The following is a 26,801-nucleotide window of genomic DNA, read 5'->3' as shown; positions in this document are numbered from 1 at the left end:
AACGAAGGGTTCCCTATGGCCAGGAAATCGGCAAGCGGCCGGATCGGCATCGCGGATGTCGCCGTCAAGGCGGGAGTCTCCCACGCCACCGTTTCGCGTGTCATGAACGGCAACTTCACCGTGGACCCGGACATCGCGGCCAGGGTCCGGGCGGCAGCCGCAGAGCTGAAGTACCAGCCCAACCCGGTGGGCCGCAGCCTGGCGCTGGGCAAGACGGACACCATCGGCATCGTGGTCCCGGACCTGGCCAACCCCACGTTCCAGGCGATCCTCCGCGGCCTGAGCCGGGCCGCTGCGCAGGACGGCTACCGGGTCCTCATTGCAGACTCGTTTGAAGTGTCCAGTGAGGAATCCATCCTGGCGGGTGAAGCGCGGCGGCGCTGCGACGGGCTGGTCCTCTGCGCCCCGCGCATGACTGACGCGGAACTCGAGGAGATTGCACCCTCACTCCACCCGCTGGTGCTGATCAACCGCACCACCACGGCGCCGGGAGTCCCCAGCCTGGTGGTGGACTACGGCCAGGGCGTCCAGGACATCGCCGAACACCTGGTGGAACTCGGCCACACCCGCCTGGCCTTCCTGGCCGGCCCGCCCCGCAGCGCCTCCAACGAGATGCGGCTCAAAGGCCTGGAGACATTCAAGGCAGCCCACCCCGAAGTGGACGTCACCATGCTGGAGGGCGGATCGGACTTCGACACCGGACATGGGGCCGTGGATGCCGTCCTGGCCAGCGGGGCCACCGGAATCCTGGCCTTCAATGACCTGGTGGCCATGGGCCTGATGAGCGGCCTCCATGAGCGGGGCCTGGACGTCCCCGGCGACATCTCGGTGACGGGCTTCGATGACATCCCCTTTGCCAGATATACGACGCCGGCGCTCACCACCGGCGCCGTCCCCATCACCGAGCTGGGCGAGCAGGCATGGCACCAGCTCCGGGCGCTGATCCGCAAGGAAGGGAACGACACCCCCGGCGGCCGCTACCAGCCGCGCCTGGAAGTCCGGGCCAGCACGGGACCGGCAAAGGCGCCGCGCAGCACGGTCCACGGCTGACACCTAGGCAGCCGGCGGCTTCAGGAGCACATCAATGAACTCGCGCAGCCCGTCCGCCACGTCCACGTCCTTGTCGTAGAGCCACTGCAGCTGCAGGCCGTCGGAGACTGCCACCACCAGCTTGGCCAGGTCGCCGGCGGGCAGGTCCGAGCGCGCCACCCCGGCAGACTGGCGGCGTTCAATGTCTGCCGCCAGCACGTCAACCACCTCGGCGTAGCGCTCCTTGAAATAGGCGTGCGAATCGTGCCCCGGGTCATTGGCAGTGGCTGACGCCACGGCATACAGCGTGGTAAGCCCGGGCTCACGGCGGTTCCGCTCCGCGGAGCGCACCATCAGCGCCAACCCTGCCTCCTCGGCGCCCATTGCCGCGAGGCTGCGGCGGTCCCGCTCGGCCAGGACCGCCGTCAGCAGTTCCTGCTTGCCCCGGAAGTAGTGGAAAAGGGTGGCTTCCCTGACCCCCACCAGCTCTGCCACGCGCTTCAGCGCCGTGCCTTCAAAACCTTCAGTCGCGAAAACGTCCGTAGCCGTTTGGATGATCTGTTCGCGGCGTTCCGCTCCCTTGGCGTACTGGCCGCGCGGCTTTGATGAAGGCATCAGGCCAGTGTATTTCACGTGGAATCGACAAAACCTAGTCAGACTCGGTTTTTACCGGTACCATCTTTCGCAGGGCCCAATGGAGGGCCACTTTTTGTCAGGAGGCACCGTGGCCGTCAAGACCATCACCGGGGATTCAGCAGGGTTGCCTGCCGGAATCCCTTCAAGCAGCATTTCACCGTCCAGCACTGTTTCAGCCGCTCCCTCCGGAGCGCCCACCCGGACACCCCGCGCCTACGTGATCGGCATGCCCATTGCCAGCGCCGGGCTTTGGATGGCCGTTCTCGCTCCGGCCCTGGTGGTGCTGGCCATCAAAGTTTCAGAAATCACCACACCGGAAACGCGTGCAGGTGCGCTCAGCCTGGTGGCCGGCGTCGGAGCCCTCATTGCGCTCCTGGCCAACCCCTTCTTCGGCCGGTTAAGTGACCGCACAACATCCCGCTTCGGCATGCGCAAGCCGTGGATCGTGGGCGGGTCCCTGATTGGACTGGGGTCGCTGGTCCTCCTGGGCTCCGCCACCAACGTAACCGGTGTGCTGGTTGCCTGGGTGATCGCCCAGCTCAGCTTCAACGCTGCATTGTCCGCCTTGGTGGCAACCCTCCCCGACCAGACGGCACCCGCCGAACGCGGCCGCCTCTCAGGACTGATCGGGATGACCCTGCCGGTGGGCCTGGTCGCCGCCGCGTACTTCGCCCAACTGTTCGACAACGCTTTCCAGATGGCGGTGGTCCCCGGCGTCGTAGGGACCGCCGTGACGCTCATCTTCGCGTTCACCTTCAAGGACCGTGTACTGACGGAAAAGCCGGCCCCGCTGAACCTGAAGGAAATTGCCGGCTCCTTCTACTTCAACCCCCGCACCTACCCCGGCCTCGGCTGGGCCTGGTTCACCAAGTTCCTGGTGTACGTCGGCTACTGCGCCGGACTGCTCTACCTGCCCTACTTCTTCGCCGACCACCTGCACGTGGCAGAAACCGCAGTCCCGGCCCTGGTCTTCCAGGCCACCTTGGTCAGCTCGGCCGGAACCGTGGTCACCAGCATCGCCGGCGGCTGGCTCAGCGACCGGATCGGCAAACGCAAAGCCATGGTCATCGCCTCCGCCATCATCATGATGGCTGGCCTGATTGTCATTGCCACCAGCAGCACCACGGACCAGGTCCTGGTGGGACAGGCCCTGGCCGGCCTGGGCCTCGGCTGCTTCGGGGCGGTCGATGTGGCCCTCATCGCGGACGTCCTGCCCGGGAGCCAAAGCGAGAACGCCAAGACCTTCGGCGTCTTCAACATCGCCCAGGCCCTGCCCCAGTCCCTGGTACCGGCCATCGCCTTCCCCGTCATCACCCTTGGCGGCTACCCCGCCCTCTTCATCGGCGGAGCCGTCGTCGGCATCATCGGCGCCGTCCTCGTCACCCGCATCAAAGGAGTCAAGTAAATGAATCCCACGCTCTCCCCCGCCGTCACTGCTCCCGCCGCCGGTTCACCGGATGCCGAAGCGCGCCTCCTTGACCTGGCCAAGAGCCTCACCCTCGAAGAACAGATCCAGCTGCTGACCGGCGCTGACGTCTGGGCAACCCACTCCCTGACCTCCATCGGCCTCTCCCGCGTGGTCATGTCCGACGGCCCGGCAGGTGTCCGCGGGGAAGACTTCGACGAGCGGCACGACTCCGTTTCCCTGCCATCGTCGTCTGCCCTGTCCGCCACCTGGAGCGTGGAGACCGCCCGCCGCTACGGCCAGGCCCTGGGCCAGGAGGCTCGCCGCAAGGGCGTCCACGCAGTCCTGGGCCCCACCATCAACCTGCACCGGTCCCCGCTGGGCGGCCGCCACTTCGAGTGCATGAGCGAGGACCCCCGCCTGACCGCCACCATGGCGGCAGGGTACGTTGCCGGCGTCCAGTCCATGGGCGTAGGGGCAACACCCAAGCACTACATTGCCAACGAGGCCGAAACCGAGCGTTTCACGTCCAACTCAGTGGTGGACGAGCGCCCCCTTCGCGAGCTCTACCTTGCAGCCTTCGAGGACGCCATCACCGAGGCCCGCGCCTGGCTGGTGATGAGCTCCTACAACTCCATCAACGGCACCACCGCCAGCGAAAACGACCTGCTGAAGACGCCACTGTCCACCGAATGGGGCTTCGACGGCGTCGTCGTGTCCGACTGGACCGGTGTCCGATCGGTGGAGGCCGCCAACGCCAACCAGGATCTGGAGATGCCCGGGCCGGTGGGCCACTGGGGACCCAAGCTGCTGGCCGCCGTGAACGATGGCCGCGTGAGCAGGTGCGCGATCCTTGAAAAGGTGGTCCGTATCCTGCGGCTCGCCGCCCGCGTCGGCTCCCTCGAGGGCGTCTCCCCCTCCGTCACGGAACTGCCGGCACCCCTGAATGCCGCCGCCGTCGCCCGCGAAGTGGCCGTGCGCGGCGCTGTGCTGGTGCGCAACAAGGACAGCCTGCTGCCGCTGGATCCGCAGGCGCTGGCGAGCGTCGCCATCAGCGGCCACAACGCGGAGGAGGCCCGCACCCAGGGCGGCGGCAGCGCCACAGTCATGCCCAAGCAGAACATCTCACCGCTTGAAGGCCTGCGCGCGGCGCTGCCCGAAGGCGTCCGCGTCAGTTACGCCCGCGGCGCCAAGGTGGCGGAAGGCCTGCAGCCCTTCCCCCGCACCTCGCTGCACAACCCCGTATCCGGCGTGCCCGGCTTGCGGGTGACCTTCCTGGCCGGCGACGGGACCGTCATCTCGGGTGAGGACCGGCTGGCGTCGCACCTGATCTGGTTTGGCGTCGGCATCCCCGAGGGCGCAGCGGCCATCCGGATGGAAACGGAGTGGACCGCGCCGACGGCCGGCATCCACCACCTGGGCATCGGCACCGTCGGCCGGGTCCGCCTGTCCCTGAACGGTGACGAGGTGTTCAACGGCGGGCTCGAGGATGACACCGACGTGCTCGGCGCGGCCCTTTTCGACCCGCCCAAGACCGTCCACCCCGTCACCACCGACACCGCCGGGGACGCGGTCCGCATTGAGGCCGTATACGACCTCCCCGCGGACCAGGTCATCCCCTTCACGGCCATCCTCCTGGGCGAGGAAACGGTGGTGGACGACCCGCAGGCAGAGATCGACGCCGCGGTGGAGGCTGCCCGGACCGCCGATGTGGCGGTGGTGGTGGTGGGAACCAGTGCCGCCATCGAATCCGAGGGCTTTGACCGCAAGGACCTGGACCTTCCAGGCCGGCAGAACCAGCTGGTGGAAGCGGTGGCGGCGGTGAACCCGCGCACCGTGGTGGTGGTGAACTCCGGCTCGCCCGTCCTCATGCCATGGCTGGACAAGGTGGGCGCCGTCCTGCTCGGCTGGTTTGGCGGCCAGGAATTCGGCCGTGCCATCGCCGACATCCTGCTGGGCGTCGAAGAGCCGGGCGGCCGCCTTCCCACCACCTGGCCTGCGGCCCTGGCCGACGTCCCGGTCCTGGACACCACCCCGGTGGACGGCAAGGTGGTGTACTCCGAGGGCATCCACGTCGGCTACCGTGCCTGGCTCAAGCAGCAAGCTTCGGGCGGTGCCGCACCGGCCCTTCCCTTCGGCTACGGCCTGGGCTACACCACGTTCGAGCTCGGCGCCCCGCATGCGCGGGAGTCGGTCCCGGCCGGCGCCGACGTCGTCGTCCACGTTCCTGTCCGCAACACCGGCAGCCGGTCCGGCCGTGAAGTAGTGCAGGTGTACCTGGACCGGCCCGTATCCGCTGTGGAACGGCCTGTCCGCTGGCTGGCGGGCTACGCGGGCACCCACCTGGCGCCGGGCGGCACCGAGAGTGTGGAAGTCCGGATTCCGGCCCGCTCCTTTGCGCATTACGACGGCGGCTGGCAGTTTGAGCGCGGCACCTTCCGGATCCTCGTGGGCCGTCATGCCGAGGACGACTTCCAGGAATTGGCGATCGAGGTCCGCTAGCCCACTGTGCCGGGCTGGGCGGGGTTATCCCTGCCCAGCCCGGCTTCTTTGTAGAACCCTTTGATATGGCCCGACACCAGCTCCGCCGCCTGGCCGCCGTCGCCGTTCCTGACCGCAGCCAGGATGGCGTGGTGCTCGGCGTGCAGGCGCGAGGCAGTTGCCTTCCAGTCCGGCAGGTTGCCCGTCAGTTCCGCGGCGTACCCCTGGATGGATTCGCGGAGCGAGCCCATCATGGCGCTGACCACTGCGTTGCCTGCGGCGTTGGCCAGGGCCAGGTGGAACCGGACATCGAGGGCCAGGAATTCGCCCACGGGCAGGCCTTCCGGAGCGTCCATCGCCGCCAGGAGCGTGGCCGCATCCTCAAGCTGCGGCGCATCCCGTCGGGCCCTCGCAGCAGCCCACGACTCCAGCAGGACCCGGGTCTCCACAATGTCCGCCACGGGCAGGTGCTGGGTGGCCACGTGCAGCCGAAGGGCTGAGCCGAGGGCGGCGGTCGGATCCGAGATCACCACTGTCCCGGCATCCGGGCCGGAGCCAACGCCGGACCGCACCACGCCCATGGCTTCAAGAATCCGGATGGCCTCCCGCACGGAGGTCCGGGAGACCTGGAGCTGTTCTGCCAGCGCGCGCTCCGCCGGGAGCCTGCCGCCTACGGCCAGGTCGCCGGCTAACAGCCGATCCTCGATCCAGTGCAAAACCAGCTGGTGGGTGCGCATACCAAAAATAGTAGTTGATGTGGTTGGACCACATGTCCTAGAGTGTGGTTGGACCATAGGAGGACCCATGACCCACACCATCCAGCCCAACAACCCGGAGGCTACCCCGGCTCCGGAGGCCACGGACGTCCCCGCAGCCCCGGCACCTGCCAAGGCTCCGTCGTCGGCTGCCCTTCCCGGTTTGGTGCCTCCAGCACTCAAGCGCCGCGTCCCCAAGTACTCGGACCTGGCGCCCCTGATGCAGTTCAAGAAGCCCGGATTCAGCAAGGCTGCCCGGCTGCAGCGGGCCAGCACCATTTGGGAACTCCGCGACATCGCCAAACGCCGCACCCCGAAGGCGCCCTTCGACTACACGGACGGCGCCGCCGAAGAGGAAATCACCCTCCGCCGCGCCCGCCAGGCTTTCCTGGACATCGAGTTCCGTCCGGGCATCCTGCGGAACGTCTCCAGCATCGACCTCAGCACCGAGATCCTGGGCAAGCCGTCGCGGCTGCCGGTCGGCATCGCCCCCACCGGCTTCACCCGGATGATGCAGTCCGAGGGCGAGTACGCCGGCTCCCAGGCCGCGGAAGCCGCCGGCATTCCCTACACGCTGTCCACCATGGGCACCGCCTCCATCGAGGATGTGGCCGCCGCCGCGCCCAACGGCCGCAACTGGTTCCAGCTGTACCTGTGGACGGACCGGGACCGCTCGCTGGAACTGATCGAACGCGCTGCCAGGGCAGGCAACGACACCCTCATGGTCACGGTTGACACCGCCGTGGCCGGTGCCCGGCTCCGGGACGTCCGCAACGGTATGACCATCCCGCCGGCGCTGACGCTCAAGACCGTCCTGGACGCCTCCTACCGGCCGGCCTGGTGGTTCAACTTCCTGACCCATGAGCCCCTGACGTTCGCCTCACTGTCCCGCTACACCGGCACGGTGGCGGACCTGATCAACTCGATGTTCGATCCCACCCTGACGTTCGGGGACCTGGACTGGCTGCGGGAAACGTGGAAGGGCAAGCTGGTGGTCAAGGGCATCCAGACGGTGGAGGACGCCCGCCGCGTGGTGGATCACGGCGCCGACGGCATCATCCTGTCCAACCACGGGGGACGCCAGCTGGACCGGGCCCCTATCCCGTTCCATCTGCTCCCCGAGGTCAAGCAGGCCTTCGCTGCGGACAACGCCACGGCGGCCATCATGCTGGACACCGGGATCATGAGCGGCGCGGACATCGTGGCGGCGCTGGCCCTGGGCGCCGACTTCACGCTGATCGGCCGCGCCTACCTTTACGGACTGATGGCCGGCGGCCGCGCAGGCGTGGACCGGACCCTGCAGATCCTGGAAAAGGACATGGCCCGCACCATGGCCCTCCTGGGTGTCAGCCGCGTTTCCGAACTCACCCCGGAGCACGTGCGGCTGCTGGCCAGGTAGGCCCTGCCTCTTCCGGCCGGGCCCTACTTCTTGCGTCCGAATTTCGGCAGGTTGGGGAGGCTGGCCAACAGGTCGGCCGCCTTGGTGGCCGCCCGGCCAACGGTGCGTCCGATCTGCTGCGGAACGGTATCGTCGCTCAGCGGGGCGGCTGTCCCGCCGGGAATCACGACGGCGGGGCTCAGCTCGGCGCCTTCCCGCACCAGCAGGGGCGCGGGGACCTCTTCCCGGGGTTTCTGCGTCACCGCCGGCTGCGCCGCCCTGGGGGCCGGCGGCAACGAAGCGGCCGCAGCGGCAACGCCCTCCTGCAGGTGGGCGGGGACTTCCGGGGCGGCCTCTGCCTGCGCGGCGGGTGACGGGACTGCTGCTGACTGGTCCGCGCCGGACGGTGCGGCGGCGGCGCTGCCGGCGGTGCCGACGTCGAACGTTTCCAGCCAGCTGGCGATGCCTTCCAGCGGTCCCCGGTTCAAGGCGTAGTAGCGCTTCTGGCCCTGCGCCCGCATGCTGACCAGCTGCGCTTCACGGAGGACTTTCAGGTGCTTGGAAATGGTGGGCTGGCTCGCCGCCAGTTCCTCCACCAGTTCCCCCACGGCTTTATCTCCTGCCCGAAGGGCCACCAGGATGTCCCGCCGGGTGGATTCCGCTATGACGGCAAATACGTCGTCTGTCACCATGCCTCCCACCCTAGCGACATATACGTCTAAAGGCATCAACTATTTCGGCGGCGCGAAGTTCCGGCTTGACTAGTCGAACCAGGGATCCAGTCCGTGCAGCGGGAACACTGCCTTGCGGGTGGCCATGACGGTGCGGTCCACGGCGTCATTGGGGTCGAAGCCCACCTCCCAGGACCGCCACCAGAGCTCCACGTCATCCCCCATCAGGGCGGGCGCTTCCCTGCCGAACTTCTCCATCACGTACTGACGCCAGTCCGCCGGCACGGGGGTCCGCAGCGGTACCGGCCGCCCCGCGGCGATGGCCACCAGGTGGCTCCAGGCCCGTGGCACCACATCCAGCACGTTGTAGCCTCCGCCGCCGGTAGCGATCCAGCGGCCGCCGCAGTGCCGTTCGGCCAGGTGCCCGACGGCGTTCGCTGCCTCGCGCTGGCCGTCCACGCTGAGGTTGAGGTGCGTGAGGGGGTCGCTGCGGTGCGAGTCGCAGCCGTGCTGGCTCACGATCACCCCGGGTTCGAAGGCACCCACCAGTTGCGGCACCACGGCGTAGAAGGCGCGAAGCCAGCCGGCGTCGGACGTTCCTGCAGGCAGGGCGACGTTCACGGCCGTCCCCTCCGCCACGGGGCCGCCCACCTCGTTGGCGAAGCCCGTGCCAGGAAAGAGGGTCAGCCCCGTCTCGTGCAGCGAGATCGTCAGGACCCGGGGATCGTCCCAGAAGATGTTCTGCGTGCCGTCGCCGTGGTGCGCGTCGACGTCGATATAGGCCACCTTGCCCACCCCGCCGTCGAGCAGTTTCTGCACGGCAAGGGCGGCGTCGTTGTAGATGCAGAATCCGCTGGCGCGCTCCCGGGCGGCGTGGTGCATGCCGCCGCCGAAGTTCACCGCGTGGACAGCCGAACCATCCAGCACGCGCTGGGCCGCCAGCAGCGAACCGCCGGCCAGGCGCGCCGCGGCCTCGTGCATTCCCGCGAATGCCGGATCGTCCTCGGTTCCCAGCCCGCGCGACTCGTCCGGCCGGGAAGGGTCCGTACTGACCCGGCGGACTGCTGCAACGTAATCAGCGGAGTGGACGGACTCCAGTTCCGCGTCCGATGCGACCTCCGGGGCTGCAAGGTCAACGTGGTCCAGGTCGAAGAGCCCCAGGCTGAGGGACAGGCGCGCGGTCAGGTCCATACGCTCGGGCGCCATGGGGTGGCCGGGCCCAAAGTTGTAAGCTGTCATGTCAGGACTCCACGCCACCATCGTTGGCGGCGCGGGCTGGCTGAGTCCGGGCAGGTATGTCATCAATCACAGGCTACCCGAGCCCGCGCTGCCGCCGGCCCGGCCATGGCGCGGGCTTTAGTGGTTTACTACTGAAGGAAGCCGTTTCAACCGAGGAAAACCCACACATGACGCAAAGCCAGTCGAGGCCCCGGACTCCGGCCCCCTGGCACCCCCCGGCGCAGGAGCGGGAGGGCCTCTGGATCTTCACGCGGCTGCGAGACTTCATTGACGACATCGCCAACACCTCCCCCGCACGGCTGGCACTGACCGCGTTCGCCGCTGTGTGCACGGTATTCACCTTCCTGCTGTCCCTGCCCGTATCGTCGGCTGACGGAACACCCACCCCCATCCACCAGGCGCTGTTCACGGCCGTCTCGGCGGTGTGCGTCACGGGACTCACGGTGGTGTCGACGGCGGTCCACTGGTCCTTCTTTGGCCAGCTGGTGATCCTGGTGGGCATTTTCATCGGCGGCTTGGGCACGTTGACGCTGGCATCGCTGCTGGCGCTCATGGTGAGCAAGCGGCTGGGTGTGCGCGGCAAGATTATTGCGGCGGAGTCCATGAATAACGCCGGCCGCCTGGGCGAAGTGGGTACGCTGCTGCGGATCGTCATCACCACTTCCGTGGTCATCGAGGGCATCTTGGCGCTCGCCCTGGTCCCGCGGTTCCTCACCCTGGGCGAACCGTTCTGGCAGTCTGTCTGGCACGGCGTCTTCTATTCCATTTCGTCGTTCAACAACGCCGGCTTCACGCCGCACTCGGACGGCATCGTGCCCTACGAGACGGACCTGTGGATCCTGATCCCCCTCATGGTGGGGGTCTTCCTGGGCAGCCTGGGGTTCCCGGTGGTGATGGTCCTGCAGCAGAACGGCCTGAACTGGAAGAAGTGGAACCTCCACACCAAGCTCACCATCCAGGTCTCCCTCATCCTGCTTGCCGCGGGCACACTGCTGTGGGCCCTGATGGAGTGGGACAACGCCCGGACCATCGGGCCCATGGCCATCGGCGACAAGATCACCCATTCCCTTTTTGCCTCGGTCATGACGCGTTCGGGTGGATTCAACCTGGTGGACCAGAATCACATGGAATCCACCACCAAGCTGTTGACTGACGCGCTGATGTTCGCAGGCGGCGGGTCGGCGTCGACGGCGGGCGGCATCAAGGTGACCACCATCGCCGTGATGTTCCTGGCCATTGTTGCCGAAGCCCGCGGCGACGCCGACGTTAAGGTGTACGGCCGGACCATCCCGCAGGGCACCATGCGGGTGGCCATCTCCGTGATCGTTGCCGGCGCCACGCTTGTTTCCGTCTCCGCCTTCCTGCTCCTGCAGTTCAGCGGCGCATCACTGGACCGGGTACTGTTTGAGACGATTTCGGCCTTCGCCACGGTGGGCCTGAGCACCGGCCTCAGCGCGGAGGTTCCGCCCGAGGGCGTCTACGTACTGACAGCCCTCATGTTCGCCGGCCGCGTGGGCACCGTGACCCTCGCCGCTGCACTGGCCCTGCGCCAGCGCAGCCAGCTGTACCACTACCCCGAAGAGAGGCCGATCATTGGCTAGTTCCACAGACGCCCCCCGGCGCCCCGCCCACAATGCTCCGGTACTGGTCATCGGGCTGGGCCGCTTCGGATCATCCACCGCGGAGCAGTTGGTCAAGCAGGGCCGGGAAGTGCTCGCCATTGAACGGGACCGGAACCTGGTGCAGAAATGGGCACCCCTCCTGACCCATGTGGTGGAGGCTGATGCCACCAACATCGACGCACTCCGCCAGCTGGGCGCCCAGGAGTTCAGCTCCGCCGTCGTGGGCGTGGGCACCTCCATTGAGTCCTCGGTGCTGATTACCGTGAACCTGGTGGACCTGGGCATCGAGCACCTCTGGGTCAAGGCCATCACTCCGTCGCACGGCAAGATCCTGACCCGGATCGGCGCGAACCACGTCATCTACCCCGAGGCCGACGCCGGAGTCCGCGCCGCGCACCTGGTCTCCGGGCGCATGCTGGACTTCATCGAGTTCGACGACGACTTTGCCATCGTGAAGATGTACCCGCCGCGCGAGACCGTGGGCTTCACCCTGGACGAGTCAAAGGTCCGCTCCAAGTACGGCGTGACCATCGTGGGCGTGAAGTCCCCGGGTGAGGACTTCACGTACGCCCGGCCCGAGACCAAGGTGTCCTCCCGGGACATGCTCATCGTCTCCGGCCACGTGGACCTGCTGGAGAGGTTCGCGGCCCGGCCGTAGCCGGGCCACGCCTGGGAATCAGCCGAGCTGCCTGGTGATCTCCGCTGCCCGGTCGGCGGCGGCACGGGCGCCGGCGGCAATGATCGCGGGGATGCCCTGTTCGTCAAAGGTGGCAATGGCGCGTTCGGTGGTGCCGTTGGGGCTGGTGACGGCCTTGCGCAGCGCTGCGGGATCTGCCCCGGGCTCGGCCAGCATGAGGCCGGCGCCGGCCACTGTTTCGCGCGCCAGCAGGAGGGACAACTCCCGGTCCAGGCCCAGCTCTTCCCCTGCGGACGCCATGGCCTCGGCAAGGTAGAACGCGTAGGCAGGACCGGAGCCGCTGATGGCCGAGAGTGCATCCACCTGCTCCTCGGGGACCTCAACCACGGTTCCTGCGCCCTGCAGCATGTCTTTGACCATCTGGAGTTGTTCCGGAGTGCAGTGCGTGCCCGGCGAAACCGAGACGACGCCGCGGCCCAGCTTCGCGGGGGTGTTGGGCATGGTCCGGATCACCGGCTGCCCCGCGGGGAGTGCAGCCTCCAGCTGGGCGATGGACACGGCCGCAGCCACGCTGACCACCACGGTGTCGGGCGAAAGGGCCGGGCTGATTTCCTTTGCCAGGTCCGCGATGCCCACGGGCTTGACGCCAAGGATGACTACGGCAGATCCCTTGGCGGCCTGTTTGTTGTTGTCAGGTTCTTCCTCGCCGGCGATGGCGGTGATCCCGTGGTACCGCTCGGCCAGTTCCGCGGCGCGACCGGCGCGGCGGACCGTGGCCACCACATCCCCCGGGTCCTTCCCCGCCTCCAGCAGGCCGCCAAGAATGGCTTCGTTCATGGATCCACAGCCAAGGAATGCGATTCGGTTGCTCATGCCTCCATCATTGCAGTTGCGAGGCATTCACAGGCAACTCCCATCTTCAGCGCAGGCAGCACACAACTTGGGGTCCTAACGTAGTTATTACCTCATTGAGGGTGCGAGTGATGCGGCAGGCATGGGGATGCCTGCCAAGGGCACCGGTGGCACGGCAGCAGGTTTTCCCCCATTTTCCTGTTGCCGGCCCCGGTGCTTCCGCTTTTAAAGAACCTGCTGCGAAGCAGGCTGGACCCCTGTGGCTAGACTGCTGCGTCCACCGGCCGGGAAGCGGCAACATGGGGCGCCGGCTCCAGGGGTCCGGCAAAGACCAGCTGGTCCAGGCGCCGCAGGATGAGCCCTTCGCGGAGCGCCCAGGGGCAGATGCGGAGCTTCTTGAACTTGAACATTTCCAAGGCTGCCTCGGCCACCAAAGCGCCGGCAAGGAGCTGATGGGCGCGCGCCTCGGAAACACCGGGAAGGTGCAGCCTGTCTTCCGAACTCATGGCCGAGATCCTCTGGGTCCAGATGCCAAGGTCGGAGGCGTGCAGTTCCCTCTTGACGTACGGCCCTTCGGCGCTGGGGGCGGCACCGGCGATGCGGGCCAGGGAGCGGAAGGTCTTGGAGGTTCCGGCCACCACGTTGGCCCGGCCCAGGCCGTCGAATTCGCGGACGGCAGGTTTGAGCGTGGCCCTGATGTACCGCCGCAGTTCCTTGACGCTTTTGGCCGACGGCGGATCCTCGGCGAGCCAGTCCCTGGTGAGCCGGCTGGCGCCCAGGGGCACCGAGGTGGCTACTTCCGGAAGTTCATCCTGGCCGAACGCCATTTCAAACGAGCCGCCGCCGATGTCCAGGTTCAGGATGGGACCGGCTCCCCACCCATGCCAGCGCCGTACAGCGAAGAAGGTCATGGACGCCTCTTCGCTGCCGGTGAGTTCCTGGAGGGTCACCGTGGTTTCGTGCTTGACCCGGGCCAGGACGGCTGGGCCGTTGGTGGCCTCGCGGATGGCCGAGGTACAGAACGCCAGCAGGTCCTCGGCCTTGTGGCGCGCCGCGAATTCCCAGGCTTCCAGCACGAACTCGGTCAGCTCGTGCTGGCCCTCGTCGCTGATGCTGCCATCCGGTTCCAGGTACTGCACCAGGGACAGCGGCCGCTTATGGGACGCGAACGGGACCGGCTGCGCGCCCGGGTGGGCATCCACCAGGAGCAGATGGACAGTATTGGAACCAATGTCGAGGACGCCTAGACGCATGGGGACATTATTGCTCGTCGGCGCGCTTGAAGTCGCGCCTGATGTTGGCGACGCCCTCGGGGTTGATCTCGAAACCGTAGGCTGCGCCGGGGTTGATCACCATGCCCAGCTCATCGCCGATATTGGCGATGATGGCAGCGCCCTGCGTGCCCAGGACGTTGGGGGCGGCTTCCAGGTACTGCTGGTCCACCCGGCTGGGGTGCGAGAAAACGGCAAGGACGGGGTCGCCGTCGGCGTTGGCAAGGACCAGGGGCTCCACCTGGGAGTCGATGCCCTCAACCGTGTCCGAGCTGATGATGTAGACCTCGCTGTTGAGGAAGGACAGGATGACGTCCACCGGGTCGGCGTCGGGCTGTCCGCCGGTGGCGAGCTTCTCCTCGAGGTCGTTGAGCGGCTGGAGATCCGTGTGCGCGGGCTGTTCAGTCATTCCCCTAGCCGATCACGATACGGTGGCCGGCGCAAACGCGCCGGCCACACGCCTACTTCTTGGCCGTTGCCTTCTTCTTCGCGGGCGCCTTGCGGGTGGCGGTCCGCTTGACCGGGCCCTTGGCGCGCTTCTCTGCCAGCAACTCCACGGCCTGTTCCCGTGTGAGTTCCTCCAGCGAGGTGGCACGGGGAACCGTGATGTTGGTGATGCCGTCGGTGATGTAGGGCCCGAACCGGCCCTCCTTCACCACGATGTTCTTCTCGGATACCGGGTCCGGGCCGAACTCCGCCAGCGGCGGCACCGCGGCACGGGCGCCGCGCTGCTTGGGCTGCGAGTAGATCTCCAGGGCCTGTTCCAGGGTGATGGTGAAGATTTCCTCTTCGGAACCAATGGAGCGGGAGTCAGTCCCCTTCTTCAGGTAGGGCCCGAACCGGCCGTTCTGCACCGTGATGAGGTTGCCTTCGGCGTCCTCCCCCAGTGCCCGGGGCAGGCTCATGAGCTGGAGCGCCTCGTCCAGGGTGACGGACTCCACGGTCATCGACTTGAAGAGCGACCCCGTGCGGGGCTTTGCCTTGACGGGCTTCTTCGGCGGCTTGGGCTTGCCGTTCTTGTAGTACTCCACCGGCTGGTTGGCCAGTTCCTCGTCGGTCATCTCAGGGATGATCTCGGTGACGTAGGCGCCGTAACGGCCGTTCTTGGCCACCACGGTGTGTCCCGTATGCGGATCGGCGCCGAGCACGCGTTCCTCCGGGGCCGCCGTCTCCATCAGCTCGATGGCCTTGGCCGCGGTCAGCTCATCCGGAGCCAGGTCCTCGGGCACGTTGGCGCGCGCCGATTCCACGATCTCGCCCGTCTTCGGGTCCACCACGGCGGCAGAGCTTTCCAGGTAGGGACCGAACTTGCCCACCCGGAGCGTGATCTCGTCGGTGATCGGGATTGAGTTGATTTCCCGGGCATCGATCTCGCCCAGGTTGTTGACGATGCTCAGCAGGCCCGGATCGGAATCCTCGCCGAAGTAGAAGTGCCGCAGCCAGGAGGCGCCGGCTTCCTGGCCATTGGCGATCTTGTCCAGGTCGCCTTCCATGTCGGCGGTGAACTCGTAATCCACGTAGTCGGAGAAATGCTGCTCCAGGAGCCGGATGACGGAGAAGGCGATCCAGCTGGGCACCAGGGCTGAACCCTGCTTCCGGACGTAGCCGCGGTCCTGGATGGTGGAGATGGTGGAGGCGTAGGTGGACGGGCGGCCGATGCCCTTCTTCTCCAGCTCCGCGGTCAGCGATGCTTCCGTGTAGCGCGGCGGCGGGGACGTCTCGTGGCCCACGGCCTGGATGTCCGCGGCCGTCAGGGAGTCATCCTTGGCCACATTGGGCAGCCGGCGTGCTTCGTCGGAGTCGTCGTCGCCGCGGGTCTCGTCCTTGCCTTCCTCGTAGGCGGCGAGGAAGCCGGGGAACGTGATCACGGTGCCGGAGGCGGAGAATTCCGCGTCCCGGCCATCTGCGGAGACGGCACCCAGGCGGATGGTGGCCGTTGAACCCTTGGCGTCGCCCATTTGGGAGGCGACCGTACGCTTCCAGATGAGCTCGTACAGGCGGAACTCATCGCCGGAGAGCTGCTTGGCGACCTGGGCAGGCGTGCGGAAAGAGTCACCGGCGGGGCGGATGGCCTCGTGCGCTTCCTGGGCGTTGGCGGCCTTATTGGAGTAGACGCGCGGCGACTGGGGAATGTATTCGGGGCCGTACAGTTCGGAGGCCTGGCGGCGGGCTGCCGTGATGGCCTCATCGCTCAACGCGGACGAGTCCGTACGCATATAGGTGATGTAGCCGTTTTCGTACAGCCGCTGGGCGATCTGCATGGTGCTCTTGGAGGAGAAGCGCAGCTTGCGGCCGGCCTCCTGCTGCAGCGTGGAGGTGGTGAACGGCGCGGCGGGACGGCGCGTGTACGGCTTGGTGTCCACCGACCGGACGCGGAAGTCGGCGTTCTGCAGGCCGGCCGCCAGGGACGTTGCCAGTTCCTCGTTGAGGTGGGCCACGTTCCGGGACGTGAGCTCGCCGTTGTCGTTGAAGTCGCGGCCCGTGGCCACCTTGGCGCCGTCCACGGCGGCCAGCTTGGCCTTGAACGAGCCGGACTCGGCGCCGAACTGGCCGGTCAGGTCCCAGTAGGAGGCAGCCTTGAAGGCCATGCGTTCGCGTTCGCGGTCCACCACCATGCGGGTGACCACGGACTGCACGCGTCCGGCGGACAGGCCGCGGGCCACCTTGCGCCAGAGGACGGGTGAGATTTCGTAGCCGTAGAGGCGGTCCAGGACGCGGCGGGTTTCCTGGGCGTCCACCAGGTCCTGGTCCACGTCGCGCAGGTTGCCCATGGCGCGCTGGATGGCTTCCTTGGTGATTTCGCCGAACGTCATCCGGTACACCGGGACCTTGGGCTTGAGTACTTCCAGCAGGTGCCACGCGATGGCCTCGCCCTCGCGGTCCCCATCGGTTGCGAGATAGAGTTCGTCGGCGTCCTTGAGCGCGGCTTTGAGCTCGGTGACCTTTTTCTTCTTGTCCGGGGACACCACGTAGTAGGGCTTGAAGTCGTGTTCAATGTCGACGGCGAACTTGCCGACGGAGGTTTTCTTCAGCTCGGCAGGGAGTTCGGACGGCTGCGGCAGGTCCCGGATGTGACCAATGGAGGCCTCTACGATGAAGCCCTCGCCGAGGTACTTGGCGATGGTCTTGCTCTTGGCTGGAGACTCCACAATCACGAGTTTCTTGCCGGTTTTGGCCTTGCTTGGCACGGTGCTCCTACAGAAAAAGGTTGCTGGGGCAGATGAGCCCATGTTCGCCTAGTTCACCATATTTTGGGGAATCGTGCGCATTCATGTGGAAAAGACGGGGCTCTGTTGAGGGCTTGAGGGGGCTTATTCCACGGCGGGATTTCCGGCCGGGACCAGGAAGCCGTCACGGACCAGGTTGGCAACGTCGGCGAGCAGCGCAGCCTGGAAAGTCCCGGCGTCGAACCCCTCCCCGCCGCCCAGGAGGGCCTCCAAAGCCCCGGCGATCTGCCCGGCGGTGAGGTCGCCGTCGCATGCGGACACGAAGCCTGCCAGCTCCGTGCTCATCAAATTGGTGCGGCGCAGCCCGGCACCCTGCCGGAGCAGGATCACGCCGGGGTGTTCGGCGCCCGGGCGCTGGTGGCGCTCCTCGGTGACGTCCTCCGCCACGAGCAGGTGCGTGGCCTCAAGGTCATGCGCGGCGAGCCAGTCGGCGCGTTCGACGGCGGCACCCAGGTGGGGGCCGATGGGCTGCTCGATGGGGTACGTGATTTCCTCGAAGCGGCTGATGGCGGCAGCGCGGCCGTCAGCGGGGCGGCGCAGCCAGACCATGCCGAAGCCGATGCCGGCAACATCCCGGGACCCGAAATCGGCAAGGTACTGGGCATAAGACTCCCGGTAGTGCTGCCGGTCCCGGGACTCCGAGGCGTCCCGGAGCCAGGTTTCGGCGTACTGTTCCGGGCTGACCTCTTCACGTTGGATGAACCAGGCGTCCGTGCCCTGCCGCACCCAGGATTTTGGCCGCTCCTCCCAGCTGCTGCCGGCGGCGACTTCCCAGTTGCCCAGCATCTGGGCCCAACCGCCGGGCTCCAAGACGCCGGGCAGGGCGGCCACCAGGGAGGCGACGATCCCGTCGCCCGGGAGGCCGCCGTCGCGGTAGGTGAATTGGTCCGCCGCGTCCTCGCCGGGACTGCGCGGGGTGATGACGAACGGCGGGTTGGAGACCACCAGGCCGAACTCTTCCCCGGCCACCGGCTCCAGGAGCGAACCCAGGCGGAGGCTGACCCGGTCCTCGAGGTGGTCCGGGTCGACGGACAGCGCCTCCGCGTTGAGCAGGATGTTGAACCGCGCGTAGGCCAGGGCACGTTCGGAGATGTCGGTGGCGGTCACGTGCTGGCAGTGGTGCAGCAGGTGGAAGGCCTGGATGCCGCACCCTGTCCCCAGGTCCAGCGCGCGCTCGGTGTGGCGGCGGATGGTGGTCTGCACCAGGGTGGTGGATGCCTGCCCGATGCCAAGGACGTGGTCATGCCGGAGCACCCCGGCCTGCTGGTGGGCGGCGAGGTCGCTGGCCACCCAGAGCTCCGCGCCGCCGCTGCCGTCCTCATTCTTGTCCCAGCCGTACGGCCGGAGGTCAGCCTTCGCCGTAAGGAGCCCGGAGCCGGGGACGGGCTGCACCAGCCCCAGTTCAAGGAGACCGTCGGCGCCGGTGCCCGGCAGTGCGGCGTCGAGCGTTTCCTTTTCCTGCGGCTCTGCGAGGAGCCACAAGCGGACGACGGCGGCCAGCGGCGCCCTGGCGTTGTCGGCCCGCACAGCATGCTCAACAGCGAGCACCGCGGGGATGATCTGGTCCCTGTTCAGCGCGGCCGAGGCCGCCGGGCCCAGCAGCCGTGCCACGCCGTCAAGCGTGTAGTCCAGCCCGCGCAGGTCCGCGGCGAGGGTGGAAAGCAGCGCGGGGAGGTCGCTGCGGGGAGCGTCGGCGGTGTTTCCGGCGGTGAACTCATAAGGGGATCCAGGCATCGCTCAAGTTTAGTCCGGCGTGGCTGCGGGGTACGGTGGTCACATGCCTTCCCGCCTTCCCCTCCTTCCGCGCGCCCGCACGGCGGCCGCTGTGGTCCGCCGTTCGCTGCCGGTGACGGTGGTGGCCGCGGCTCTCTGCCTAACCGTGGCGGGGTGTTCACCCGTGAACTCGGTGGAGAATGCGGATGTTCCCAAGTGGCGGGCCACCGCCCTGCCCTCTACGCCGGCGGGTGTTGTGCTCCAGGATTCGGGGAAGATCCTCAACCGGAACCGCATTGTGCAGGAGGCCGCCAGGGTGCCCGCCGGCAGCTATGTACTCACGGCGGTGTGCGAAGGGACCGGCAAAGCCTTCTTCGCCGTGTCCCTGGACGGCAAAGCCGTGACGGAAGCAGGAGCAGCCTGCAACGGCCGGCAGGAAACCACCAAAATAACGCTGTCCGCCACCGGACGGGTCGAAATCAGCAGTTCCAGCGTGGACGCTCCGCTGCTCTACGCCTACCAGCTGGCACCGGCGAAATAAGCCCTCTTCCGGCTCTGGCCCGCCGCCCGCTGCGGGCTTAGAGTCTGACTATGCCCAGCGTGCGGGGAATCTCCGCGCCCCTTCCCGAAGGGACAGCACGGGCGCCCCTGGCACCGAAGCCGGGAGCCGCCGTCGCCCTTGGACTGGTGCTTGCGGCAGGTGCACTGGCCGGCTGTGAATATACGTACGACGACGGCAGGGCCGGCAGCGCGCAGGGCACCGGGACTGCTGCGCCGGCGCCTGCGTTCACCCGCGACCCGCTGCAGCAGGATCCGGTGGGCGCGGCGGAGCTGGGTGACTGGGTGTCCCGCGCCCTTCCGGGTACCACCGGTCCCGTGGTCCAGGCCGACGCCGGGCTCCTGGCTGCTGGGGAGGACCGGCTGGTCGCGTCGCCGGTGCTGGACACCGGGACCTATATTTTGTCCATCGCCTGCCGCAGCCAGCGCCGGGTGACCTTCACGGTCCGCACCGAGACCCTCACCTTGGTGGACCTTGCCCTCCGGTGCGGCATCAACCGCGAGAACGTCATTTACCTGTCAACGGACAGTGTCCTCACGGTCCGGGTGGAGGCGAGGACCGCGGCGAACTACGCGTTCCGGGTGCACAGGCTCTAAACCGGGATGACGGGCGGGCATCACGCTCCCCCCAGCCCGGTTGCGGTGGGGCTCAGGCCGCCGCGCAGCCGCCCGGGCAGCGGAGCGTCTCCGGGCTGGCGGCGCAATCGGCGCAGTACAGCGTGAGGGTGCGGCAGCTCGGGTTGGAGCAGTTCTCGAATTTGCTGGTGGGCGCCGAGCAGCGGGCGCACTGGCCGATGGTCTTGGCGTCCTCGCTGAATTCCAGGTGCATGCGCTTGTCAAAGACGTACAGCGAGCCCTCCCAGAGCCCCTGGTCCTTGAAGGCTTCGCCGTACCGGACGATCCCGCCGTCGAGCTGGTACACCTCTTTGAAGCCGCGGTTCACCATCAGGCTGGAGAGCACCTCGCAGCGGATGCCTCCGGTGCAGTAGGTCACCACGGGCTTGTCCTTCAGAGAGTCGTACTTGCCGGACTCCAGCTCCTTGATGAAGTCATGGGTCGTGGCGACATTCGGAACCACCGCGTCCTTGAAGCGGCCAATCTGCGCTTCGAAGGCGTTCCGGCCGTCGAAGAACACCACGTCCCCGCCTTCCTGCTTCCTGGCTTCCACGAGCTCGTGGAGCTCCTCCGGCTTGAGGTGTTTTCCGCCGCCAACCACGCCACCGGCGTCGACCTTGAGTTCGCCGGGCGCGCCGAAGGAGACAATCTCGTCCCGCACCTTCACGCTGAGCCGGGGGAAGTCCGCCGCGCCGCCGTCGGACCATTTGACGTCGATTCCCCGGAACCCGGAGTACTCGCGGGTGGTCTTGATGTACTGTTTGACGGCGCCGATTTCCCCGCCCACCGTGGCATTGATGCCGTCCTTGGAAATGAGGATGCGGCCGGTCAGTCCCAGCTTTTCGCACAGGGCACGCTGCCAGAGGCGGACGGCGTCCGGGTCAGCAATGGGGGTAAAGCCGTAAAAGAGCACAATCTTGTTCAAAGCCACGTATTTAAGGGTACCGGCTGCTTTAAGGGCAGCGGCTGCGCTGCAGGGCCGGCCCGGGTCCGCGTGCGGCGGCTCGGGCCAGGCCCGGGCGTATCACAATTGCATAAGCACTTCGGCACCCCCTGTTGCTTGTGATCGGGCTGGAATAGTGTTCTTGCCATGAGCCCGGAAACCCTGGTTGAAGACATCACTGGCCTGCTCGAAGTGTGGGTTGCCGGCTGGGCCGGATGTCGCGGCTACCGGACCTCCACGGAGGGCCGTTTCCCCGCTGCGCTCCGCTCTGACACCAGCGGCGAGTGGGAAATTTTCGCGTCCGAACCCACCGATGACGAGTTCGCCGCCCTCGCGGCGAGGACTGCGGAATCCCCGGCGCGGGTACTGACCATCCTTACCAACGACCCCTCACGGTACGCCGCCCTGGCAGCCCGTCAGGGGCTGAACGTCACGTCCGATTCGCAGACGATGATGATCGTGGACATGGAGACGCAGGACGCCGAGGACCCCTGGCTGTCCGACGACGACCTGAGCCTGTCCACATACGAGCAGGACGGCGTGCATTACGCCGAGGTCCGTTCCGGAGACGCCCTCGCGGCCAGTGGCAGGGTGTTCGTGGTGGGTGACACCGCAGTGTTCGACAAGATCATCACCGAACCGGCGTTCCAGCGCAGGGGCCTGGGCAGTTTCATCATGCGTGCGCTGGCGGCCCAGGCCTTCGGCCATGATGTCCGCGCCGGTTTGCTGCTGGCGTCCCTGGACGGGCAAAAGCTCTACTCCCATCTTGGCTGGACCACGGTGGCCCGGGTCCTGATGCTCTCGGCATCCCACGACGGGGCGGACCTCTCCCTGAGCTGAACGGGTTCAGCTGGGCCCGCTGTCTGTTTTCCCCGTTGGCGAACCTCGGGCGGGCGGCACAGTTACGGGTGGAAGAATGGTGGGGTGAACCCCCATGACTCCCTGATTCCTTTACTGGGCCGCGGCCCGGAACCGGAACAGCTGCGTCATGTCCGCACCATACCGGCGCGGGAGGCAGTCCACGCGCCCTGGCCAGAATGGGTTCATCCGGACATTGCTGCGGCGTACGGGACGCTGGGCATCCTTGAGCCGTACCGGCACCAGGTTGACGCGGCCGATGCAGCGCATTCGGGCCAGCACGTTGTGGTGGCTACCGGCACTGCGTCCGGAAAGTCCCTGGCGTACCAGCTGCCGGCGTTGGATGCGATCCACCGGTCCGAGCTCCGCGTGCTCGCGGACCCGGGCAAGATTCACGACGACGGCGCCGTCACCCTTTACCTCTCCCCCACCAAGGCGCTGGCGGCGGACCAGCTGAACGCCATCCGCGCCCTGAAGCTGCCCACGGTCCGGGCGGAAACTTACGACGGCGATACCGATCCCTCCGCCCGCCGGTGGATCAGGGACCACGCCAACTTCATCCTGGCCAACCCCGACATGCTGCACTTTGGCATCCTTCCCAACCACGCGTGGTGGGCCGGTTTCTTCCGCCGGCTTCGCTACGTCATCGTGGACGAGGCGCACAGCTACCGGGGCGTGTTTGGCTCACACGTGGCCAACCTGATGCGGCGGCTGCGCCGGATCTGCGCCTATTACGGTGCGGGAACGGCGTTCCCCGAGCCTGTGTTCATCGCTGCCTCCGCCACCGCGTCCGAGCCCGATGTCTCCTTTTCCCGCCTCATCGGGGCGCCCGTCAAGGCGGTGTCCCGCGACTGCTCGCCGCACGGGGCCACCACCGTGGCGCTGTGGGAACCGGCGCTGACCGAGGTCAGAGGGGAGAACGGCGCGAAGGAGCGGCGGACGGCCGTGGCCGAAACCTCCGACCTGCTGGCCAACCTGGTATCCGCCCGGGTCCGCACCATCGCCTTCATCAAGTCCCGCCGCGGCGCCGAGACCATCTCCGCGATTACCAAACGGCTCCTCGACGAGGTGGATCCCAGCCTCCCGCAGCGGGTTGCCGCCTACCGGTCGGGGTACCTGCCGGAGGAACGCCGGGCGGTGGAGAAAGCCCTGCGTTCGGGCCAGCTGCTGGGTGTCTCCAGCACGTCTGCGTTGGAACTCGGGATCGACATCTCGGGCCTGGATGCCGTGCTGGTGGCTGGCTGGCCCGGTACGCGGGCATCGCTGTTCCAGCAGATCGGCAGGGCCGGCCGGGCGGGCCAGGATGCCATTGCGGCCTTCGTGGCCAGCGATGACCCGCTGGACACTTTCCTGGTGAACCATCCCGAGGCCATCTTCGACGTGTCGGTGGAAGCGACGGTCTTCGACCCTTCCAACCCCTACGTTCTGGGCCCGCACCTGTGTGCGGCAGCCGCCGAGCTTCCCCTGGGGCCGGGCGAGCTGGACCTCTTCGGGCCCACCGCTGAAATGCTCCTGGACCGGCTGGTTGCCCAGGGCTACCTCCGGCGGCGGCCCGCGGGCTGGTTCTGGACCCACTCGCAAAGCGCGGCGGGGATGGTCAACCTGCGGGCAGACGGTGGGGGCCCGGTCAGCATCGTCGACGCCGAGACGGGTTCCCTCCTGGGGACCATGGACTCGCCGCAGACGCACTACCAGGCACACACCGGGGCCGTGTATGTCCACCAGGGCGACACCTATGTGGTGGAGGACCTGAATGAAGACGACCACTGCGTCATGGTCCGCCGGGCCAACCCCGACTATTACACGACAGCACGCGACGTAACCCAGATCGAGGTCCTGGACACCCTGCGGACCATGCAGTGGGGCGACGTGACCGTCCACTTCGGCGACGTGAAGGTCACCACCCAGGTTGTCTCCTTCCAGCGCAAGGCCCTGATCTCCAATGAGGTCCTGGGCGAGGAGCCGCTGGAACTCGGTGCACGGGAGCTCTTCACCAAGGCGGTGTGGTTCGTGGTGGACAACCGTTCGTTGACCGGGGCCGGCCTCATCGAAGCGCAGTTCCCGGGCGCCCTGCATGCCGCGGAGCACGCCGCGATAGGACTTTTGCCGCTGGTGGCCTCCAGCGACCGGTGGGACATCGGCGGGGTCTCCACTGCCCTGCATGCCGATACCGGGGTGCCCACCATTTTCGTGTACGACGGGCACCCCGGCGGAGCCGGCTTTGCCGAACGGGGATTCGACAAAGCCATGGTCTGGCTGGCAGCGACCCGCGATGCCATCAAGGCCTGCGAGTGCGATGCCGGCTGCCCGTCCTGCGTGCAGTCCCCAAAATGCGGCAACAAGAACAACCCGCTGGATAAGGCCGCCGCGGTTACCCTCCTGGACGTGCTGCTCAAGGACGCCACAGAAGCCACGCCGGTGGATCTGGAAGCCAGGAGCTGATTCCCCGCCCGGAGACGTGCCCTTCGATGGCCCATCTCCCCCGGTTCCCTGGCCCTACGGCGGAGGTCCTGCCCGGGCCCGTCCCGTCGCGGCACCCAGCAGTGCGCGCTCCCCGAGCTCAGTGCGCACCTCAATCGTCTGTCCCGGGCCCGCTGAGCAGCTGAGGACCGTGGCGGAGTGCCGCGCCGCCACCTCAACGGCCACCGCGCAGGGATCCCCCGTGGTGATGCCGCGGAGGGCATCCGCCGCGGCGAGAGCTGCCAGGTCCGCTGCTGCTGCCGCCCTGCTCGCGAGCACGGCTGACTGGGCCAGCAGCAGCATGACGGCCATGGCCGTCATGACCACCAGCGCCAGCCCCGCGGCCAGGACCGTTCCCGACCCACGTTCGCGGCCATCTGTGGCGCCTTGTGGACTCTGACCGGGACCAAAATTCCGCCGCCCTCCCCGGGCGTACCGGCGTCTTGTGGCGTGCCGGCGCCCGGGTGCAGCACGACCGGACCCAGCACAGGGATGGCCGGTCCCAATCGTGGGGTGTCGCCGCCCGTGGTCACCCATCACCTGACGCCCCCGGCATCGCCCGATCCGTCGCCGCTGCCGGCGGCGCCGGTCCCCGCAGTCTCGCTGCGTGTTGAGGCACGGGCGGTAAGGGTCCATGGGATGGAAGATCCCAGGGGTCCGGGCACCCGGTCAGTGACCGTGACCCTGAACCAGCCACCGTCGGCGGCAACTGTCGCGGACGCCGAACTGCCGGCGAGCATCCTGACGGTCCGTTCCACGGCTGCGGGGTCATCGCCCCTGGCCACGGCCCTGGCGCCGGCCCGGGCTCCCTCTTCAATACGCAGCTGAGTCATGCCCGCGGCGGCTCCGGCGAGCAACATGGCCAGGAGTGCCAGCACGGCCGGCAATGCCACGGCGAACTCTGCCGTTACGGTGCCGCAGGCGTCGCCCGTCTTGCCTGCCGGTTCCTGGTGACCGTAGTTGGAGCCCACACCGCCGGTCACCGCTTCAAGAGTCTTCCGGAACGTCAGCAGTCCTGCCGGACGCGTCACGGCAGCGCCAGGGCGGTGCGGATGAGGTTCAGCAGGAAACCACGCACTTCATCGCTGCGAAGGATGAACACGAGCAGCCCGGCAAAACCCACCGCGGCCAGGGTGGCAATGGCGTATTCGGCCGTTGCCATGCCGGCTTCCGAGCCCAGCAACCCTACGCTGCGCCGCATCCTGCGGGTGCGGCCCGCAGCCGGGTACAGCTCCACCACGTTGCCGGGCGGCGGGAAGGACGCCGCTGGAAAGGACGTACCTGAGGCCGGTGCCTGCGGAACGAGTGCGCGACTGACAGTTGTGTTGGAAGCAAGGGCACGGGATGTGGCACGGGATGTGTATTGCGTCCCGACCGCGTTGCCACGGCTGCGGGCCGGCCCCATGGCCATCGGCCTGGGAGCGGTGGCCATCTGCCTGGGAGCGGTGGCCATCTGCCTGGAAGCAGCGGGTGCGGACATTCCGGCGGAGTAATTGCGGCGGTAGTGGTTGGTGGACATCTGGTTTCCTTTCCATGGGTGCCGGTGGTTTTCCCGGCTGTCTTGACTCTTCCCGGCGGGGTTGTTGCGGGTAAGGGAGGGTGTGGGCTAAGTGGAAAAGCGGGGCTGCTCCAGCGCTGTGGAGGAGGGGACGGACAGCGCGACCGGGGGCGGCGGGACAGGCTGGGAACCAGGAACCAGGGGCACCGGGACAGACCGGGAACCGGGAACCGGAAGCGGCGGAATAGGCCGGGAAGCGGGAACCGGGGCCCGGGGCCCGGGAGCGGCGGAGCCAGCGAGGAGCCGGATTGCGACGAGCCGGATTCCGAGGAGACAGCCGCTTAGGAACCGGACGGTACCAGGGCCAGCAGCACCGGAACGACACCAAGGCAGATGAAGGCCGGGAGTGAGCACAGGCCCAGGGGAACGACCAGCTTCACCCCGAGCGAAGCGGCCCGCTTCTCCGCAGCCCGAAACCGCTCCCGGCGGAGCCTTGCAGCCTGGGCGTAAAGAATCGCTGACGACGGCGCGCCCGTGAGTGCGGCGAAGCCCAGCGCGTCCCGCAACTCCAGGACTTCGGGCAGCTGTATTGCGGAGCTGCGCCATGCCGTCTCCCAGTCGGCGCCAATGGCCAGCGCCGAGACCACGGGCCGCAGGGATTCCCGGTACTGCGGGGCAGCAGAAGCAGCCACCAGGTCAAGCGCCCGGCCAATGCCGGCGCCGGCATCGAGCATGGCCGCCACCAGCTCCAGCATCATGGCCGGATCCTTCAGCCCGCTGCCGGAACTCGCTGGCGCCCCTTTGGTGGCTGCCGTCGGTTGTGCCCCTGCAGCGGCAGGAAGCAGGAGGCGCAGCCGTTGGCGCGGCCTGGCGTGGCTGGAACAGGCAAGCCAGGCGCTGGCCGCGAGCAGCAGGAACAATGCCAGGCCTGGAGCCCACCCCTGGGTCATGGC

Annotated in this window: 24 protein-coding genes; 10 read left to right on the top strand and 14 right to left on the bottom strand. The window is 67.6% G+C overall.

The window, feature by feature from the left end:
• Positions 1-15: 15 nt before the first annotated feature.
• Positions 16-1,050: a LacI family DNA-binding transcriptional regulator gene (locus AB0280_RS06120; protein ID WP_159630757.1), complete on the top strand. Its 1,035-nt coding sequence runs from the start codon at positions 16-18 to the stop codon at positions 1,048-1,050.
• Positions 1,051-1,053: 3 nt separating this feature from the next.
• Here AB0280_RS06120 and AB0280_RS06115 read toward each other — a convergent pair whose 3' ends face one another.
• On the bottom strand, positions 1,054-1,644 hold the full coding sequence (locus AB0280_RS06115; protein WP_275182116.1) for a TetR/AcrR family transcriptional regulator: 591 nt from the start codon (positions 1,642-1,644) through the stop codon (positions 1,054-1,056).
• Between the two features lie 109 nt (positions 1,645-1,753).
• Between AB0280_RS06115 and AB0280_RS06110 the strand changes: the two genes are divergently transcribed.
• Both AB0280_RS06110 and AB0280_RS06105 read left to right on the top strand, forming a co-directional pair.
• Positions 1,754-3,070 (top strand): MFS transporter, encoded by a 1,317-nt coding sequence (locus AB0280_RS06110; RefSeq protein WP_366366443.1) that lies wholly within the window; start codon positions 1,754-1,756, stop codon positions 3,068-3,070.
• Positions 3,071-5,572: a beta-glucosidase family protein gene (locus AB0280_RS06105; RefSeq protein ID WP_366366442.1), complete on the top strand. Its 2,502-nt coding sequence runs from the start codon at positions 3,071-3,073 to the stop codon at positions 5,570-5,572.
• On the opposite strand, the gene AB0280_RS06100 is transcribed toward AB0280_RS06105, so the two are convergent.
• Positions 5,569-6,288 (bottom strand): FadR/GntR family transcriptional regulator, encoded by a 720-nt coding sequence (locus tag AB0280_RS06100; RefSeq protein WP_307489207.1) that lies wholly within the window; start codon positions 6,286-6,288, stop codon positions 5,569-5,571. The two genes, AB0280_RS06105 and AB0280_RS06100, sit on opposite strands and share 4 nt — an antisense overlap.
• Before the next feature lie 67 nt (positions 6,289-6,355).
• Between AB0280_RS06100 and AB0280_RS06095 the strand changes: the two genes are divergently transcribed.
• Positions 6,356-7,705 (top strand): alpha-hydroxy acid oxidase, encoded by a 1,350-nt coding sequence (locus AB0280_RS06095; RefSeq protein ID WP_275182120.1) that lies wholly within the window; start codon positions 6,356-6,358, stop codon positions 7,703-7,705.
• A 23-nt stretch (positions 7,706-7,728) separates the two neighbouring features.
• On the opposite strand, the gene AB0280_RS06090 is transcribed toward AB0280_RS06095, so the two are convergent.
• Positions 7,729-8,376, bottom strand: coding sequence for an ArsR/SmtB family transcription factor (locus AB0280_RS06090; protein WP_224027012.1), 648 nt, complete (start codon positions 8,374-8,376; stop codon positions 7,729-7,731).
• Positions 8,377-8,445: 69 nt separating this feature from the next.
• Entirely contained in the window at positions 8,446-9,657 is a 1,212-nt protein-coding gene (locus AB0280_RS06085; RefSeq protein ID WP_307489212.1) for an acetoin utilization protein AcuC, read from the bottom strand.
• A gap of 104 nt (positions 9,658-9,761) precedes the next feature.
• Here AB0280_RS06085 and AB0280_RS06080 point away from each other — a divergent pair, with 104 nt between their 5' ends.
• Both AB0280_RS06080 and AB0280_RS06075 read left to right on the top strand, forming a co-directional pair.
• Positions 9,762-11,195, top strand: coding sequence for a TrkH family potassium uptake protein (locus AB0280_RS06080; RefSeq protein WP_307489214.1), 1,434 nt, complete (start codon positions 9,762-9,764; stop codon positions 11,193-11,195).
• Positions 11,188-11,874: a potassium channel family protein gene (locus AB0280_RS06075; protein WP_026265713.1), complete on the top strand. Its 687-nt coding sequence runs from the start codon at positions 11,188-11,190 to the stop codon at positions 11,872-11,874. The genes AB0280_RS06080 and AB0280_RS06075 overlap by 8 nt, the downstream gene beginning before the upstream one ends.
• Positions 11,875-11,892: 18 nt before the next feature.
• On the opposite strand, the gene proC is transcribed toward AB0280_RS06075, so the two are convergent.
• From proC to AB0280_RS06050, 5 genes are all read right to left on the bottom strand, one after another.
• Positions 11,893-12,726 carry a pyrroline-5-carboxylate reductase gene (gene proC, locus AB0280_RS06070; protein WP_159630749.1) on the bottom strand — a complete coding sequence of 278 codons (834 nt, stop codon included), beginning with the start codon at positions 12,724-12,726 and terminating at the stop codon, positions 11,893-11,895.
• Between the two features lie 242 nt (positions 12,727-12,968).
• A complete protein-coding gene (locus AB0280_RS06065; RefSeq protein ID WP_307489217.1) occupies positions 12,969-13,958 on the bottom strand; it encodes a Ppx/GppA phosphatase family protein in 990 nt (329 codons plus the stop codon).
• Positions 13,959-13,965: 7 nt separating this feature from the next.
• Complete coding sequence (locus AB0280_RS06060) at positions 13,966-14,385, bottom strand: SseB family protein (RefSeq protein WP_159630745.1); 420 nt, start codon at positions 14,383-14,385, stop codon at positions 13,966-13,968.
• 52 nt (positions 14,386-14,437) lie between these two features.
• Positions 14,438-17,164 (bottom strand): type I DNA topoisomerase, encoded by a 2,727-nt coding sequence (topA, locus tag AB0280_RS06055; RefSeq protein ID WP_159630743.1) that lies wholly within the window; start codon positions 17,162-17,164, stop codon positions 14,438-14,440.
• Between the two features lie 123 nt (positions 17,165-17,287).
• A complete protein-coding gene (locus AB0280_RS06050) occupies positions 17,288-18,937 on the bottom strand; it encodes a DUF7059 domain-containing protein (RefSeq protein ID WP_307489220.1) in 1,650 nt (549 codons plus the stop codon).
• A 43-nt stretch (positions 18,938-18,980) separates the two neighbouring features.
• Between AB0280_RS06050 and AB0280_RS06045 the strand changes: the two genes are divergently transcribed.
• Together AB0280_RS06045 and AB0280_RS06040 are read left to right on the top strand one after the other, a co-directional pair.
• Positions 18,981-19,457, top strand: a complete 477-nt coding sequence (locus AB0280_RS06045; protein WP_275182133.1) for a hypothetical protein — start codon at positions 18,981-18,983, stop codon at positions 19,455-19,457.
• Between the two features lie 50 nt (positions 19,458-19,507).
• Positions 19,508-20,071 carry a hypothetical protein gene (locus AB0280_RS06040; RefSeq protein ID WP_307489223.1) on the top strand — a complete coding sequence of 188 codons (564 nt, stop codon included), beginning with the start codon at positions 19,508-19,510 and terminating at the stop codon, positions 20,069-20,071.
• Between the two features lie 52 nt (positions 20,072-20,123).
• On the opposite strand, the gene AB0280_RS06035 is transcribed toward AB0280_RS06040, so the two are convergent.
• Positions 20,124-21,020: a rhodanese-related sulfurtransferase gene (locus tag AB0280_RS06035; protein ID WP_307489225.1), complete on the bottom strand. Its 897-nt coding sequence runs from the start codon at positions 21,018-21,020 to the stop codon at positions 20,124-20,126.
• Positions 21,021-21,179: 159 nt separating this feature from the next.
• Here AB0280_RS06035 and AB0280_RS06030 point away from each other — a divergent pair, with 159 nt between their 5' ends.
• On the top strand, positions 21,180-21,872 hold the full coding sequence (locus AB0280_RS06030; protein ID WP_307489227.1) for a GNAT family N-acetyltransferase: 693 nt from the start codon (positions 21,180-21,182) through the stop codon (positions 21,870-21,872).
• 84 nt (positions 21,873-21,956) lie between these two features.
• Positions 21,957-24,332 (top strand): DEAD/DEAH box helicase, encoded by a 2,376-nt coding sequence (locus AB0280_RS06025; RefSeq protein ID WP_366366438.1) that lies wholly within the window; start codon positions 21,957-21,959, stop codon positions 24,330-24,332.
• Between the two features lie 54 nt (positions 24,333-24,386).
• Here the strand turns inward: AB0280_RS06025 and AB0280_RS06020 are convergent, their stop codons facing one another.
• From AB0280_RS06020 to AB0280_RS06005, 4 genes are all read right to left on the bottom strand, one after another.
• The gene (locus AB0280_RS06020) at positions 24,387-24,887 is read right to left on the bottom strand and encodes an Rv3654c family TadE-like protein (RefSeq protein ID WP_277999695.1); all 501 of its coding nucleotides are present in this window, start codon (positions 24,885-24,887) and stop codon (positions 24,387-24,389) included.
• Positions 24,887-25,381 (bottom strand): TadE family type IV pilus minor pilin, encoded by a 495-nt coding sequence (locus AB0280_RS06015; protein ID WP_366366436.1) that lies wholly within the window; start codon positions 25,379-25,381, stop codon positions 24,887-24,889. The genes AB0280_RS06020 and AB0280_RS06015 overlap by 1 nt, the downstream gene beginning before the upstream one ends.
• Positions 25,378-25,869, bottom strand: coding sequence for a DUF4244 domain-containing protein (locus AB0280_RS06010; RefSeq protein WP_366366435.1), 492 nt, complete (start codon positions 25,867-25,869; stop codon positions 25,378-25,380). Before AB0280_RS06010 ends, AB0280_RS06015 begins: the two co-directional genes overlap by 4 nt.
• A gap of 320 nt (positions 25,870-26,189) precedes the next feature.
• Positions 26,190-26,798 (bottom strand): type II secretion system F family protein, encoded by a 609-nt coding sequence (locus tag AB0280_RS06005; RefSeq protein WP_224027216.1) that lies wholly within the window; start codon positions 26,796-26,798, stop codon positions 26,190-26,192.
• Positions 26,799-26,801 lie beyond the last annotated feature (3 nt).

The organism is Pseudarthrobacter sp. 902506025 (assembly GCF_040702325.1).
Lineage (GTDB): Bacteria > Actinomycetota > Actinomycetes > Actinomycetales > Micrococcaceae > Arthrobacter.
This window is presented reverse-complemented; position numbering and strand designations above follow the sequence as displayed.